At 64.8% G+C, this 13,442-nt stretch carries 14 protein-coding genes; 7 read left to right on the top strand and 7 right to left on the bottom strand.

Annotated elements, in window-relative coordinates; translation table 11 throughout:
- The first annotated feature begins 20 nt into the window (after window positions 1-20).
- Window positions 21-1,016: an aldo/keto reductase gene (locus G4G27_RS13340; protein ID WP_183109113.1), complete on the top strand. Its 996-nt coding sequence runs from the start codon at window positions 21-23 to the stop codon at window positions 1,014-1,016.
- Here G4G27_RS13340 and G4G27_RS13335 read toward each other — a convergent pair.
- Both G4G27_RS13335 and G4G27_RS13330 read right to left on the bottom strand, forming a co-directional pair.
- Window positions 1,013-2,362 (bottom strand): HAMP domain-containing sensor histidine kinase, encoded by a 1,350-nt coding sequence (locus G4G27_RS13335; protein ID WP_183109112.1) that lies wholly within the window; start codon window positions 2,360-2,362, stop codon window positions 1,013-1,015. The two genes, G4G27_RS13340 and G4G27_RS13335, sit on opposite strands and share 4 nt — an antisense overlap.
- Window positions 2,359-3,024 (bottom strand): response regulator, encoded by a 666-nt coding sequence (locus G4G27_RS13330; RefSeq protein WP_183109111.1) that lies wholly within the window; start codon window positions 3,022-3,024, stop codon window positions 2,359-2,361. Before G4G27_RS13330 ends, G4G27_RS13335 begins: the two co-directional genes overlap by 4 nt.
- A 120-nt stretch (window positions 3,025-3,144) precedes the next feature.
- Here G4G27_RS13330 and G4G27_RS13325 point away from each other — a divergent pair, with 120 nt between their 5' ends.
- Entirely contained in the window at window positions 3,145-3,711 is a 567-nt protein-coding gene (locus tag G4G27_RS13325) for a hypothetical protein (protein ID WP_183109110.1), read from the top strand.
- Between the two features lie 45 nt (window positions 3,712-3,756).
- Here G4G27_RS13325 and G4G27_RS13320 read toward each other — a convergent pair whose 3' ends face one another.
- The 4 genes from G4G27_RS13320 to G4G27_RS13305 form a co-directional block, all read right to left on the bottom strand.
- Window positions 3,757-4,050, bottom strand: coding sequence for a hypothetical protein (locus G4G27_RS13320; protein WP_183109109.1), 294 nt, complete (start codon window positions 4,048-4,050; stop codon window positions 3,757-3,759).
- Window positions 4,051-4,168: 118 nt separating this feature from the next.
- Window positions 4,169-4,966, bottom strand: a complete 798-nt coding sequence (locus G4G27_RS13315) for an SDR family oxidoreductase (protein WP_183109108.1) — start codon at window positions 4,964-4,966, stop codon at window positions 4,169-4,171.
- Entirely contained in the window at window positions 4,963-5,535 is a 573-nt protein-coding gene (locus G4G27_RS13310) for a carboxymuconolactone decarboxylase family protein (protein ID WP_183109107.1), read from the bottom strand. Before G4G27_RS13310 ends, G4G27_RS13315 begins: the two co-directional genes overlap by 4 nt.
- Before the next feature lie 30 nt (window positions 5,536-5,565).
- The gene (locus G4G27_RS13305; protein WP_183109106.1) at window positions 5,566-6,093 is read right to left on the bottom strand and encodes a helix-turn-helix domain-containing protein; all 528 of its coding nucleotides are present in this window, start codon (window positions 6,091-6,093) and stop codon (window positions 5,566-5,568) included.
- 78 nt (window positions 6,094-6,171) lie between these two features.
- On the opposite strand from G4G27_RS13305, the gene G4G27_RS13300 reads away from it, so the two are divergent.
- Both G4G27_RS13300 and G4G27_RS13295 read left to right on the top strand, forming a co-directional pair.
- On the top strand, window positions 6,172-6,816 hold the full coding sequence (locus G4G27_RS13300; RefSeq protein WP_183109105.1) for a dihydrofolate reductase family protein: 645 nt from the start codon (window positions 6,172-6,174) through the stop codon (window positions 6,814-6,816).
- A 39-nt stretch (window positions 6,817-6,855) separates the two neighbouring features.
- A complete protein-coding gene (locus tag G4G27_RS13295) occupies window positions 6,856-7,515 on the top strand; it encodes a glutathione S-transferase family protein (protein WP_183109104.1) in 660 nt (219 codons plus the stop codon).
- A gap of 22 nt (window positions 7,516-7,537) precedes the next feature.
- Here G4G27_RS13295 and G4G27_RS13290 read toward each other — a convergent pair whose 3' ends face one another.
- Window positions 7,538-10,180 carry an EAL domain-containing protein gene (locus G4G27_RS13290; protein ID WP_244624326.1) on the bottom strand — a complete coding sequence of 881 codons (2,643 nt, stop codon included), beginning with the start codon at window positions 10,178-10,180 and terminating at the stop codon, window positions 7,538-7,540.
- Window positions 10,181-10,314: 134 nt separating this feature from the next.
- On the opposite strand from G4G27_RS13290, the gene G4G27_RS13285 reads away from it, so the two are divergent.
- Genes G4G27_RS13285 through G4G27_RS13275 form a run of 3 tightly spaced genes read left to right on the top strand, consistent with a single transcriptional unit; the run spans window position 10,315 to window position 13,419 of the window.
- Complete coding sequence (locus G4G27_RS13285; protein WP_183109103.1) at window positions 10,315-11,835, top strand: fumarate hydratase; 1,521 nt, start codon at window positions 10,315-10,317, stop codon at window positions 11,833-11,835.
- Window positions 11,832-12,485 (top strand): GNAT family N-acetyltransferase, encoded by a 654-nt coding sequence (locus tag G4G27_RS13280; RefSeq protein WP_183109102.1) that lies wholly within the window; start codon window positions 11,832-11,834, stop codon window positions 12,483-12,485. Before G4G27_RS13285 ends, G4G27_RS13280 begins: the two co-directional genes overlap by 4 nt.
- Window positions 12,486-12,498: 13 nt before the next feature.
- Window positions 12,499-13,419 (top strand): DMT family transporter, encoded by a 921-nt coding sequence (locus G4G27_RS13275; protein WP_183109101.1) that lies wholly within the window; start codon window positions 12,499-12,501, stop codon window positions 13,417-13,419.
- Window positions 13,420-13,442 lie beyond the last annotated feature (23 nt).

Below are 13,442 nucleotides of genomic sequence, written 5' to 3'. Positions count from 1 at the left end.
GAATTTGAGGAGGATAGGACATGGAACAGCGCACACTCGGCACCACCGGCCCGACGACATCGGCGATTGGCCTAGGTTGCATGGGCATGTCGGGCATGTACGGCCCGGCCGATCGGACGGAGAGCATCGCGACGATCCATGCCGCGCTCGATGCCGGGGTGACCCTGCTCGATACCGGCGATTTCTACGGCATGGGGCATAACGAGATGCTGATCGGCGAAGCGGTCAAGGGCCTGGCGCGCGACAGTTACCAGTTGAGCGTCAAGTTCGGCGCGATGCGCGATCCGGCGGGTGGCTGGTCGAAATATGATGCGCGGCCCGAGGCGGTGAAGAACTTCCTCGCTTATTCGCTGCAGCGCCTCGGTGCCGATTATATCGACGTGTATCGCCCGTCGCGGCTCGACCCCGATGTGCCGATCGAGGAGACGATCGGAGCGATCGCCGAGATGGTTAAGGCGGGCTATGTCCGGCACATCGGCCTGAGCGAAATGGGCGCGGAGACGATCCGGCGCGCGGCGGCGGTGCATCCGATCTGCGACCTGCAGATCGAATATTCGCTGATCTCGCGCGGGCCGGAGGAAGCGATCTTCCCGACCGTGCGGGAGCTGGGCATCGGCGTGACAGCCTATGGCGTGCTGTCGCGTGGCCTGATCAGCGGGCATTGGCGGAAGGATGCGGACCGGGCGGGCGATTTCCGCGCGATGAGCCCGCGATTCCAGGCGGGCAATGTCGATGCGAATCTCGCGCTGGTCGCGGCATTACAGGCGGTCGCATCCGCAAAGGGCGCAACCGTGGCGCAGATCGCGATCGCCTGGGTCGCGGCACAGGGGCGTGACATCGTGCCGCTGATCGGTGCGCGCCGCCGCGACCGGCTGAGCGAGGCGCTCGGCGCGCTCGATGTGGTGCTGACGGCGGAGGATCTCGCGGCGATCGAGCGTGCGGTGCCCAAGGGCGCGGCGGCGGGCGACCGGTATCCGACACCGCTGATGGCGCATCTCGACAGCGAGCAGGGCTAAGCTGCCGGCAGCGTGACGGTCACGCGCAACCCGCCGCCCTCCGCTGCATTCAACATCAGCGATCCACCGTAGAGTTCAGTTAGCTCGCGCGCGATCGACAGGCCGAAACCATGGCCGTCGCCCGATTCGTCGAGGCGGCGGCCGGGCTGCAGTGCGGCGCTGCGGGTGGTTTCTGGAATGCCCGGGCCGTCATCCTCGATCATCAATCGGATGAACTGGCCGTCCCGCCCGGCGCCGACGACGATCCGGCTCGCCGCCCAGCGCCAGGCATTGTCGAGCAGGTTGCCGGTGAGCTCGTCGAGATCCTGCGGGTCGACGGCGACCGACAATGCCGGATCGATATCGATCGTGGCGGTCACCGGTCGCGCGGCGTGGATATGGGCCAGCGCCTGGGCAAGCCCGTCGATCGCCGGACGCAGCGGCGTCGCATCACGCGATGCGCCACCCGCGGTGCCGGCGCGGGCACGGCCGAGATGATGGCGCACCGCCTGGTCGATACGGTCGAGCTGTGCGCCGAGGCTGCCATCGGGGTCGTGATCGCGCAGCGCGAGGGCGAGGGTGGCGAGCGGCGTCTTCAACCCGTGCGCAAGATTGGCGACATGACCGCGTGCATTGGTCAGCGCGGTCTCGTTCGCGTCGAGCAGCGCGTTGATCTCATCGGCCAGCGGCGCGAGTTCGGTGGGCTGGTCGGGGGGAACGCGCGCATCGCTGCCACCTCGTACCGCCGCTAGTGCTTCGCGTAGCCGACCGAGCGGGCGCAGGCCGATGCGCAGCTGGAGCAAAGTGGACAGCGCGAGCGCGACCCCGAGCAAGGCGAGCGAACCAAGTAGCGGGATCATCGCCGCCAGGATCGGCCGTTCGACGATGGCGCGCGGCGCGGATGCGGTGATCCGCACGATACCGGCCGAGGTTGGAATGGTCAGCGCGCGGGCATGGCCTGAGCGACCGTCAGCAGCCCGCCAGCGGAGCGGGCGCGGCTCGTCCGCGCGATCGGCCCGGTCGGGACGCAAATGAGGTGGAGGCTCTTCCAACCGAAACGGACCCGGATCGGGGGCCGCGGGGGAGCCGATCGTGCCGACGGGAGAATCGATCCGCCATCCCCAGCCGGAATCGGCCCGGTCATAGGGCGCCGCGAGTGCGATGCGCCCGCGATCGATCGCGCCGTCCGGCCCGATCGCGGTAGCGAGGATCGCGATCTGGGCGTCGAGCTGTTGGTCGAGTCCGTGCATCACGAAGCGTTCGAGCACGGCACCGATCGCGACCGCAGCGAAGGCAAGCGCGGCGAGCGTGGCGAGCAGGGCGGTGGCGAGTAGCCGGCCGTAAAGCGATTTGGGCACCAGCCTCATTGCGATGCCTCGGTCAGGCGATAGCCGCGTCCGCGCACCGTCTCGATCAGGTCGCGGCCGATCTTCTTGCGCAGGCGGCCGATAATCACTTCGAGCGAGTTGGAGTCGGGGTCGGTATCGCCTTCATAGACACGTTCCATCAGGTCGAGCCGATCGATCACGACGTCGCGGCGCAGCATCAATGCGGAGAGCACGCGCCATTCGAGTGCGGTCAGCCGCAGTGGCAAGCCGTCGAGTTCGAACTGGCCGGTCTGTGCGTCGAACGACACGGGGCCGCAGTTGACGATGCTTGCGGCATGTCCCGAGGCGCGGCGGACCAGTGCGCGCAGTCGCATGACCAGTTCCTCGACCCGGAACGGCTTGGTCAGATAATCGTCGGCCCCGGCGCGGAAGCCCTCGACCTTGTCCGACCACCCATCGCGCGCGGTGAGAACCAGCACCGGGTGGGCACGCCCCGCCGCGCGCCATTCCTTCAATACGGTGATGCCGGGCTTCGCCGGCAGGCCGAGGTCGAGCACCGCGGCATCGTACAGTCCGGTGTCGCCGAGATGCGCGCCATCCTCGCCATTTTCCGCGACATCGACGGCGAAATTCTCGGCGCGCAGCGCCTTGGCGATGCCGTCGGCAAGCGCGGTGTCGTCCTCGACCAGCAGGATGCGCATTCTCGTCCTTTCGACCCGCGGGCTAGGATGCAGCGTTAAACCGAAACTGAACGGGAAGGTTCAGCGGGCTGTGGTCGCGACTCGCTAGAAACTGCCATCGACACAGATGGAGTGACCGTAATGACCGAAGAAACCAAGACGAAGCGCACATTGCCGTTCAAGGCATCGCTGGCTGCCGTGGCGCTGCTCGGCGTCGGCGTCGCCGCCGGAGCGGCGGCGATCAAGGTGAGCGGACCGTCGATCGAGATGGCGCCGATCAAGCCGGTGGCGATCTCAAGCCTGACCGACAGCACGAACCTCATTACGCTGCGCGGGAAAGTGACCGACGTCTATGGCCCGATGTTCGTGATTCAGGATGCTAGCGGAAAGGCGCTGATCGATGGAGGGCGCCAGCATGGGATGCTGGGCATGGGCTCGGCTAGCCCTATCGCGACCGGCGCGATGGCGACGATCCAGGGCCGGTTCCATGACGGCGTCGTCCATGCCTCTTTCCTGATCGGTGCGGACGGCAAGGTGACGGAGCTGGGCAGCCCTCCGCATGGTCCGAGAGGCATGCGGCATGGTGGACCGGATCGCGGACCGGAAGGGGGTGATGGTCCTCCGCCACCCCCACCGTCCGATGGTGCGGCACCGCTGGCACCGGCACCTGCTCCCGTAGCCGCCGTTTCAGGCAACAGCGCGGGTTGATAAGAAAGGGGCGGCGACCGTGATGGCCGCCGCCCCTTCACCGCTTTAGCGGCAGATGCGGACCCGGCGATGATGGCGCCATTCGGTCCAGCAGCGACGATTGTTGTTCCAGCGGCGATCGCGGCTATGCCAACGGCGGTCGCGATGGTGCCAACGACGATCGCCACGGTAACGATCGCCCCGGTCATACCGGTCGCCGCGATCGTAACGATCGCCGCGGTCATATCGTTGATCATAGTGACGACCATCACCACGATAGCTTTGCGCGTTCGCACTGGTGCTCACGCCGAGCGCGGCGATCATCAGACCGGCCGCGACAAAGAGTTTTGGCATTTTCATCGGCTTATCCTCTTTCGCCCGGGGACTCGGGCATGAGTGAGGAATACGCCTCGCCTGACGTCGGGTTCCTGAACCCGTTGGTTATGCGGGGTTCAGGGTTGACGCGAGAGGTCTTGCGCTATCCCAGCCTGACCGATTGGCCGCCATCGACCGGGAGCAGCGCGCCGGTCACGAAGTGGGCATCGTCGGAGGCGAGCCAGAGTGCGGCGTGGGCAACGTCCCAGGCGGTACCCATCCGACCCATCGGCACACGCGCGTTACGCTTGGCACGCAATTGGGCCTGCGCTTCGCCGGTCATGCCGGCCCAGCCCTGGATCGCCATCGGCGTGTCGATCAGGCCGGGCAGGATCGCGTTGCAGCGGATTTGATGGCGCGCGTTGAGCGCGGCGACGCTGGTGGTGAGTTTGTTCACACCCGCCTTGGATATTTCATAGGCGATGATTCCCGCGGGCGCGATCGAGGCGAGCGAAGAGATGTTGACGATCGCGCCGCCGCCCTGGCCGCGCATCACCGGCAGTGCATGTTTGATCGTCTGCATCATCGCGGTCAGGTTCAGATGGAGGATCGCATCGAAGCGGGCGGGGTCGGTTTTCTCGACCGGCCCATCGCCAGCACCGCTGCCGACATTGTTGTGCAGGATGTCGAGCCGGCCAAGCGCCGCGACCCCGGCCGCGATCAGTGCGGCGCATTCGGTTTCATCGCGGATATCAGCGGCATGGGCATGAGCGGTGCCGCCCTCGCCCGTGATCAGCGCCGCGGTCTCTTTTGCCCGGATCAGGTCGCGGTCGACGCAGAACACCGCCGCCCCTTCGCGCGCGAAAAGCAGGGCGGCGGCGCGGCCATTGCCGATCGTGTCGCCCGGCGTCTGGCCCGCGCCGATCACGATCGCGGTCTTGCCGGAAAGCCGCCCGGTCATGCGCGACGGTCCAGGTCGGGATCGAGCGCCAGACCGGGATCGAGCTGTACGCCGAAGCTGTTGAGCAGCATCGACACCTGGGTGTACTGGCCGACGGTGTAGACCAGATCCATGCACTGCTCGGTCGAGAAGTGCCGACCCAGTGCCGCCCAATGCGCATCGGTGATGAAATGGTCGCGGGTCAGGTCGTCGCAGGCATCAAGGATCGCGGCGTCCGCTTCGCTCCAGCCGGGCGCAGCACTGCCGGTCTTGATGCGCGCGACCTCATCATCGGTCAGCCCGGCGCGCTTGCCGATCACGACATGCTGCGCCCATTCATAACCCGATCCGCAATTGAAACCGGTGCGCAGAATGGCGAGTTCGCGTTCGCGCGCCGGCAGCGTATTATATTTGCCGAGGATGTAATTGCCCCATTTGAGGAATCGGTCGAGCGCGCCGGGGTGCCGCGCCATGGTCCGGAAGATGTTGAGGACGAAGTTGCGCTCGACGAATGGTGCGAGGACTTGCCTCTGCGCGTCGGTCGCCTCGGCATCCGACAGCGGCTCGATCCGTGCTTTGTTCAGACGCATGCGACTCTCCCGTTTTGAATTACGGGTATGCTAGGCTGTCGGGGCGGCCGAGTCTCGGTCTAATCGGGCAACTATCGCTTCATAAGCCGTCTGAAGACGGGCGGCGACGCTGGGGCGTCCGGTCGGCGGCATGCCGAGATGCGCGGTGCGCAGTTCATCCATGAAGTCCGTCCACATCTTCGGGCCGCCTTCCTCGAGCAGTTGCGCGCGGATCGCGAGGTCGGGTGTGACGGGCAAATGCCGCCGCCCCCAGGCGCCGAGCTGGACAATCAGCGGCACGAGCTGGATCGCGGGCTCGGTCAGGCTGTAGATATGTTTCTGCTTGTGGCTGGGGTCGTCGGTGATGACGAGAAAACCCGCCGCGACCAGTTTCTTGAGGCGGTCGGCAAGGATGTTGGAGGCGATGCGCTCTTCCGACGCGCCGAGCAATTCGCGAAAATGGCGGCGGTTGCCGAACATCACGTCGCGGATGATGATCAGGCTCCAGCGATCGCCCAGCGCCTGGATCGTGAGGTTGATCGGGCAGCCCGAACGCGGATCTTCGATATGGATTGTCATGACTGGTTGCAATATAGGATCAGTTATGCAAAACAACAACCGCTTTTGATTCGCAATCGGTTTTGAAGGGGCTGGATAATGACAAGAGTTCGAGTGAACAGCTTTTCGATATCGGCGGACGGTTTTGGCGCTGGTCCCGACCAGAGTCTGGACAACCCGCTTGGCGCGCGCGGCAAGGAGTTGCACGGATGGGCGTTCGGCACGAAAACCTTTCGCACGATGTTCGGCGAGGAAGGCGGATCCACGGGCATCGACGAAAGCTACGCCGCCCGGGCGATGGACGGCCTAGGCGCGTGGATTCTCGGCCGCAACATGTTCGGCCCCATTCGTGGCGACTGGCCCGACGATGAGTGGAAGGGCTGGTGGGGCGATACGCCACCCTATCATTGCCCGGTGTTCGTCCTGACTCATCACGCCCGGCCGCCGATCGAAATGAACGGCGGCACCGTTTTCCATTTCGTGACCGGCGGGGCCGACGAAGCACTGGCGCTGGCGCGGGAAGCGGCCGGCGCGCGCGATATCCGGGTCGGCGGCGGATCGGCGACCATTCGCCAATACCTGACCACCGGTGCGATCGACGAGATGCATCTCGCGATTGCGCCGGTGGTGCTGGGTCGTGGCGAGGCGTTGTTCGCCGGGATCGATCTGCCCGCGCTCGGCTATGCTGTGACCGAACATGCCCGGGGTGAGAATGCGGCGCACATCGTGCTGACCCGGCAATAAGCATCGGGTCCAGGCTTTGATGCAACAGGAAAGATGGACATGACGATCAAACTCTATGCCCACCCGTTTTCGTCCTATTGCCAGAAGGCGCTGATCGCCTTTTACGAGAACGACGTGCCGTTCGAATTCGTGATGCTCGACGGTAGCGAGCCGGTCGCGAGCGAGTTTGCCAAACTATGGCCGATCAAGCGCTTTCCGCTACTTGTCGAGGGCGAGCGCGTCGTGCCCGAGGCGACCATGATCATCGAATATCTTGCGGTCCATCATCCCGGGTCAGTGAAGCTGATTCCCGATGATGCGGATGTCGCGATCGAGGTCAGGATGCTTGACCGGTTCTTCGACAATTATGTGATGAACGCGCAGAGTCGGGTCGTATTCAACGCGCTGCGCGAGGAAGCGCGACGCGACCCGCAAGGCGTGGAGGAAGCGCTGGCGATGCTCGACAATGCCTATGGCGTGCTCGACCGCTGGATGGAGACGCGGGAATGGGCAGCGGGTGGCGCGTTCAGCCTGGCCGACTGCGCGGCGGCGCCGGCGTTGCTTTATGCCGACTGGACGCACCCGATCCCGGAGAAATTCGCCAATGTGTGGGCTTATCGCAGGCGGCTGCTGGCGCGGCCATCCTATGCGCGGGCGCTCGACGAGGCGCGGCCATTCCGGGAATATTTCCCATTGGGCGCGCCGGTGGGGCGGGATTGACCGCCAAGGCCATCCAGCGCCCTCAGGCCGAGCGGCGGATCGCTGATTGCGAGGTGACCGGGTTCAGCCGTTCCATGTTGAAATGCTGCGCGAATTCGATGCCGGCCTTGCCGTCGGCGGCCCAGCGCAGCTTGGCCGGGAACATCTGGCCTTCGATCAACTCGATCAGCAGGTCGATGCCGTCGACTTTACCGTCGATCTCGATCCCGTCGATCATTGCGCCGGTGGAGGACATGTTGCGGATGCGGACCTCGCCTTCGACGCCCTCGGTGGCGACGCGCGCATTGCGCAGCATCCTGGTGCGTGGCGAGCGGCTGACCCGGTAGCCGCTCGCGGTGGCCATGCCGTTGTTCGCGGCGAGCTGCTCAAGCACCGCCGCGACCCGTGCGGCCTTGCCATAGACATAACCCTGGATGTGGCTGCAGCCGAGTTCGCGGATCAGTTCGATCTCATCCTGCACTTCGACACCCTCGGCGGTGGTTTCCATGCCAAGCGTGTCGGCCAGGGTGACGATCGCCTTGATGATCGCGGCATTGCGGTTGCCGGCAACCGCCGCGCCGCGCACGAAGCTCTGATCGATCTTGATCTTGTCGAACGGCGCCTTCTTGAGATAGCCGAGCGAGGAATAGCCGGTGCCGAAATCGTCGAGCGCAAGGCGCACGCCGATCGCCTTGAGGTTCTTGAACATCTGCTCCGACGAAGCATCCTCGTTGAGGAATACGCCCTCGGTTATTTCGAGCTCGAGCCGCGCCGGGCTGATACCCGACCGCGCCAGCGCATTGGTGACCACCGCGGTAAGGGCGGGGTTGGCGAACTGGATCGGCGAGACATTGACCGCGACGCGGATATTGCGCGGCCAGGTCGCCGCATCGGCGCAGGCGGTGCGCAGCACCCATTCGCCGATCGCCTCGATCAGCCCGCAATCCTCGGCGACCGGGATGAACTCTGCCGGGCTGACTGCGCCGCGCGTCGGATGGTCCCAGCGCAGCAGCGCTTCATAACCGACGATCCGCTCTGTCCTGGTGCTGACCACCGGTTGATAGGCGACATGGAATTCATTCTGGACGAGTGCATTGCGCAAATCGTCCTCGAGCTGCCGGCGATTCTGTGCGCCGTGGAGCAATTCCTCGCGATAGAAGCGGTGGATGCCACGGCCATCGGCCTTTGCCGCGTAGAGTGCGAGATCGGCGTTGCGCACCAGCGTCTCCGAATCCTCCCCATCATCCGGCGCGATGGCGATACCGATCGAACAGCCGATCGTGATCGACGAGCCCTCGATGAAATAGGGCTGGGACACAGCGGCGATGATTGCCCGGGCGAGTTCGGCCAGCCGGTCGCGATTGGCTTCGCGCGGCAGCACGACCTCGAACTCGTCGCCGCCGATCCGGCCGACCAGCCCGGCCTCGCCGACGCTGCGTTGCAATCGCTGGCTGACCTGTTTGAGCAACGCGTCGCCGGTCTGATGACCGAGCGTGTCGTTGACCGCCTTGAACCGATCGAGATCGAGCAGGAGCAACGCTGGGGAATGATATCCGCCACCATGCGAAGCAAGTGTCTGATCGAGCGCGAGGCGCATGCGCTGACGATTGGCAAGGCCGGTCAGGCTGTCGAACAAAGCGAGCCGGGTAATCTCCGCTTCCGACTTGCGTTTTTCAGTCAGGTCGCTGCCATTGCCGATAAAACCCTGGAAGCGGTTAAGCTCGTCGAGGATCGGCCGGCCCGAGATCGACCACCAACGTTCCGCTACACCCGCCGCGGCGCGCACCGAATAACCCGAAAAGGATGTGCGGGAGGAAAGGTGGAAGCCCAGCGTCCGTTCGGATTCGGGTGACATGCTGTCGACCTTGAAGACGTGGGTCAGCAGCGATCCGACTGCCGGCGTGGTCGTGCCGCCGACTTCGTTCGCAACCTGTGGCGACAGATAAACGATGCGGCCGTGGCGGTCGGTCTGCCAGAACCAGCCACTGCCATGATCTTCGAATTCACGGATCAGACGCAGCGCAAGCTTGCCATCATTGTCATGGGTCTCGCGCTCCTCGGCCATGGCCTGATCGAGCCGGGCAAGACTGCCCGTGGCGACCGTCAGGCAGCCGAGAAAGACACAGGCGATGCCGGTGACGAGACCGAAGCCGGTCAGCACGGCGATGGTCGTGACCAGCGCGGCGGCAAAGGCGAGCATGCCCGCGCGCAACGCTTGCAACGCCAGTGCGGTGACGATGATCGCGCTGAATACCGCAACGAAGCTGGCCAGTTGCAGCGTACCGGCCGGCAATCTTGTGGTCAGCCACAGCATTGCGAACAGCCCGGCGCCAAGTCCAGCGGCATAGATCAGCGACAGCCGTACCTGGATATGCGGCAGCCAGCATCGCACCGCGCGTATTTTGAGCAATGCCAGCGCGGCCATCGCGAACAATCCGGTCGCCGCGCCGCACAGCAGGATCGCATCGAGCAACGCCGTGGGTCCGGTCGAACCAGCGGTCGCCGCGAGCATCGCGGTGGCAAGAATCTGCGCGAGCAGAGCGGCGGGCCAGGCGGTTGCCGCCTGCTCGAACTGTGCGTGATGCGCATCGAGCGGCCGTTCCTCATTGGCGCCGAGCGACAGGTCGTGCCACAGCGACGCAATTGATCGCCGTGCCCAGGGAAAAGGATTGAGAGACCCGATCATCGATCGCGGCGTTAGCGGCAAGGCGTTTCCGAATTGCCAACATGGATTGGTTAACGGCATCGGCGGCCTGAGGGGCTTGGCCGACCGCCATGCTGCGCATATGGACGGCGCCAAGCCAGTGCCGGGAACCGACCATGACAGTGATTATCCGCGAAGCCGACCTGATTGAGAGCGTCGCCGACGCGTTGCAGTTCATCAGCTATTACCATCCGATGGACTATATCCGCGCGCTTGGCGTCGCTTATGAAGCGGAACAAAGCCCGGCGGCAAAGGATGCGATCGCGCAGATCCTGACCAACAGCCGTATGTGCGCCGAGGGGCATCGCCCGATCTGCCAGGATACCGGCATCGTTACCATATTCATCAAATGGGGCCAGGATTGCCGGCTCGAAAAGGGCGACCGCAGTTTGCAGGAAGTGGTCGATGAGGGCGTGCGTCGCGCCTATCTCAACCCCGAGAACAAGCTGCGCGCTTCGATCCTCGCCGATCCGGCCTTTACGCGCCGCAACACCAAGGACAACACGCCGAGCGTGCTCAATGTTGAGATGGTGCCGGGCAAGACGGTGTCGATCGACGTCGCGGCGAAGGGCGGCGGCAGCGAGAACAAGTCCAAGTTCAAGATGATGAACCCAAGCGATTCGATCGTCGACTGGGTGCTCGAGATGCTGCCGCAAATGGGCGCCGGCTGGTGCCCGCCGGGCATGCTCGGCATCGGCATCGGCGGCACCGCCGAGAAATCGATGCTGCTCGCCAAGCAGAGCCTGATGGGTGCGATCGACATGGCGCAGCTGAAGGAGCGTGGGCCCCAGAACGATATCGAGAAGCTGCGCATCGAGATCTACGACAAGGTCAATGCGCTGGGTATCGGCGCGCAGGGACTTGGCGGGCTGTCGACCATCCTCGATGTGAAGATCTTCGACTGGCCGACGCACGCCGCGTCGAAGCCGGTGGCGATGATCCCCAATTGCGCGGCAACGCGCCACGCGCATTTCACGCTCGACGGCTCCGGCCCTGCCTATCTCGAAGCGCCCAAGCTGGAGGAGTGGCCCGACGTCAACTGGACGCCGGACAAGGCGGCGATCCGCGTCGATCTCGACACACTGACGCCGGAGATGGTGCAAGGCTGGAAGCAGGGCGACCGCTTGCTCCTCAACGGCAAGATGCTCACCGGGCGCGACGCCGCGCACAAGCGGATCAAGGACATGCTCGATGCGGGCGAGCCGCTGCCGGTCGAGTTCGCCGGCCGCGTGATCTATTACGTCGGTCCGGTCGATCCGGTCGGCGAGGAAGTGGTCGGCCCGGCCGGCCCGACCACCGCGACCCGGATGGACAAGTTCACGCGCATGATGCTCGATCAGGGCTTGCTCGCGATGGTCGGCAAGGCCGAGCGCGGGCCCGACGCAACCAAGGCGATCGCCGAGGCGAAGAGCGCCTATCTGATGGCGGTCGGTGGCGCCGCCTATCTCGTTGCGCGTGCGATCAAGGGATCGAAAATCGTCGGCTTCGAGGATCTTGGCATGGAGGCGATCTACGAATTCGAGGTGAGCGATTTCCCGGTCACCGTGGCGGTCGATTCGAGCGGGGCCAATGTGCACACGCTTGCGCCGTTGGTGTGGAAGGAAAAGATCGCCAGACAGGCGCTGGAGAACGCGTGACGCAAAGGCCGTCCCGTGGGGAGTTGCGGATCGCGCAACTGAGTGTCGCCGAAGGGCCGGCCTTTGACGGTTTCTACGAGATTTTCTGCGACGCGCTTCCGGCGAGCGAGCGCAAGACGCGCGAGCAGATCGCGGCGCTTGCGACCCGGCCCGACTATCGCATCCTGATCGGCGAAATCGACGATCAGGTGATGTCGTTCGCGGTTCTTTTCCTGTCGGACCGCCAACCGATGGCATTGCTGGAATATCTCGGAACCTCGGTCGCGGCGCGCGGGCGAGGGCTTGGCGCGGAGATGTTTCGCGCCGTGCTCGATCGGATCGGCAGTCATAGTCTGGTGATTGAAGTCGATAGCGATCGTCAGGACAGCAGCGACCTGGAGATGCGCCGTCGCCGCAAGCAGTTCTACGTTCGATTGGGCGCGCGGCAGGTCACGGGCGTTGAGTATCGGATGCCCAGGATCGGCGCTGACTCGCCGCCCGAACTCGACTTGATGATCTGGCCTGGTGAGGGGCGAACCCAGGTCATGCGGGGCGAAGTAACGGCCTGGATCGAAGATATATATCGCGGAGCCTATGACCGCGCCGTTCCTGACGACGAGCTGGCGAAGATGATCGATGCAATGCCGTCTCACGTCGATCTGATCCGTTGAAGTACCGCCGGCGATGATCGTCCTGCCAATCTGGCTGCCGGCGACGGTGTTCGCCGGCGCGTTGCAGGCGTGGCGCACGGCGGTGCAGCGCAAGGTCGGCCGGGATCTTTCGGTCAATGCGGCGGGGCTGATGCGCTATCTCTATGGCCTGCCGTTCGCGATCCTGTTCGTCATCGCTTATCAATGGCTGATCGCGCCGGCACCGTTTCCGGCGCTTGGTGCGAAGTTCCTGCTATTCTGCGCTGCGGGCGGGATCGCGCAGATCGTCGCGACCAACTTACTGCTGATGGCGTTCGACGAACGTAACTTCGTTGTCGGTACCGCCTATTCGAAGACCGAGGCGGTGCAGAGTGCGCTGTTGTCGATCCTGTTGCTGGGCGAGGGGCTTCGGCCACTGACTTGGTTCGGCATCGGCTTTGGGGTGGCCGGAATCATGATGCTGTCGACCGGCGGCAAGCGGATGGGGTTCGGCGAACTCATCCGTTCGCTGGGACAGCCGGCGGCGCGTTATGGCATCGCCTCGGGTTTCTTCTTTGCACTGACGACGATCGGGATCCGCCGCGCGACGTTCGAAGTCGCCACCGACGACAAGCTGCGCGCGGCGCTGATCGTGCTTGTCACGACCGTGGCGCTGCAGACGCTGTTGCAGGGCGGCTATATCATGCGGCGTGAGCGCGATCAGGTGGCGAAGGTGTTCGCCAACTGGCGCGTGGCGGGCCAAGTCGGGCTGATGTCGTCGCTTGGATCGGCATGCTGGTTCACCGGCTTCGCCACCGCGCCGGTCGCGCTGGTGCGGATCGTCGGGCAGGTCGAGGTGGCGTTCACCATGGGATTCGCGCATTTCTATCTCGGCGAACGGATTGCGCGCAGTGAGGCGATCGGGTTGCTGCTGGTGGCGGTGGGCGTCGCACTGGCGCTCGGTGGGGCGCTTTGAGGGGAAATACGGGGAGGGAAGAA

Source organism: Sphingomonas sp. So64.6b (genome assembly GCF_014171475.1).
GTDB classification, from domain to species: domain Bacteria; phylum Pseudomonadota; class Alphaproteobacteria; order Sphingomonadales; family Sphingomonadaceae; genus Sphingomonas; species Sphingomonas alpina_A.
The sequence above is the reverse complement of the archived record's forward strand: the minus strand, read 5'-3'. Positions and strand labels throughout refer to the sequence as shown.

Coding starts and splice junctions, on each gene's coding strand:
- G4G27_RS13340 (WP_183109113.1), top strand. CDS start 21: ATGGAACAGCGCACACTCGGCACCACCGGCCCGACGACATCGGCGATT.
- G4G27_RS13335 (WP_183109112.1), bottom strand. CDS start 2,362: ATGAGGCTGGTGCCCAAATCGCTTTACGGCCGGCTACTCGCCACCGCC.
- G4G27_RS13330 (WP_183109111.1), bottom strand. CDS start 3,024: ATGCGCATCCTGCTGGTCGAGGACGACACCGCGCTTGCCGACGGCATC.
- G4G27_RS13325 (WP_183109110.1), top strand. CDS start 3,145: ATGACCGAAGAAACCAAGACGAAGCGCACATTGCCGTTCAAGGCATCG.
- G4G27_RS13320 (WP_183109109.1), bottom strand. CDS start 4,050: ATGAAAATGCCAAAACTCTTTGTCGCGGCCGGTCTGATGATCGCCGCG.
- G4G27_RS13315 (WP_183109108.1), bottom strand. CDS start 4,966: ATGACCGGGCGGCTTTCCGGCAAGACCGCGATCGTGATCGGCGCGGGC.
- G4G27_RS13310 (WP_183109107.1), bottom strand. CDS start 5,535: ATGCGTCTGAACAAAGCACGGATCGAGCCGCTGTCGGATGCCGAGGCG.
- G4G27_RS13305 (WP_183109106.1), bottom strand. CDS start 6,093: ATGACAATCCATATCGAAGATCCGCGTTCGGGCTGCCCGATCAACCTC.
- G4G27_RS13300 (WP_183109105.1), top strand. CDS start 6,172: ATGACAAGAGTTCGAGTGAACAGCTTTTCGATATCGGCGGACGGTTTT.
- G4G27_RS13295 (WP_183109104.1), top strand. CDS start 6,856: ATGACGATCAAACTCTATGCCCACCCGTTTTCGTCCTATTGCCAGAAG.
- G4G27_RS13290 (WP_244624326.1), bottom strand. CDS start 10,180: ATGATCGGGTCTCTCAATCCTTTTCCCTGGGCACGGCGATCAATTGCG.
- G4G27_RS13285 (WP_183109103.1), top strand. CDS start 10,315: ATGACAGTGATTATCCGCGAAGCCGACCTGATTGAGAGCGTCGCCGAC.
- G4G27_RS13275 (WP_183109101.1), top strand. CDS start 12,499: ATGATCGTCCTGCCAATCTGGCTGCCGGCGACGGTGTTCGCCGGCGCG.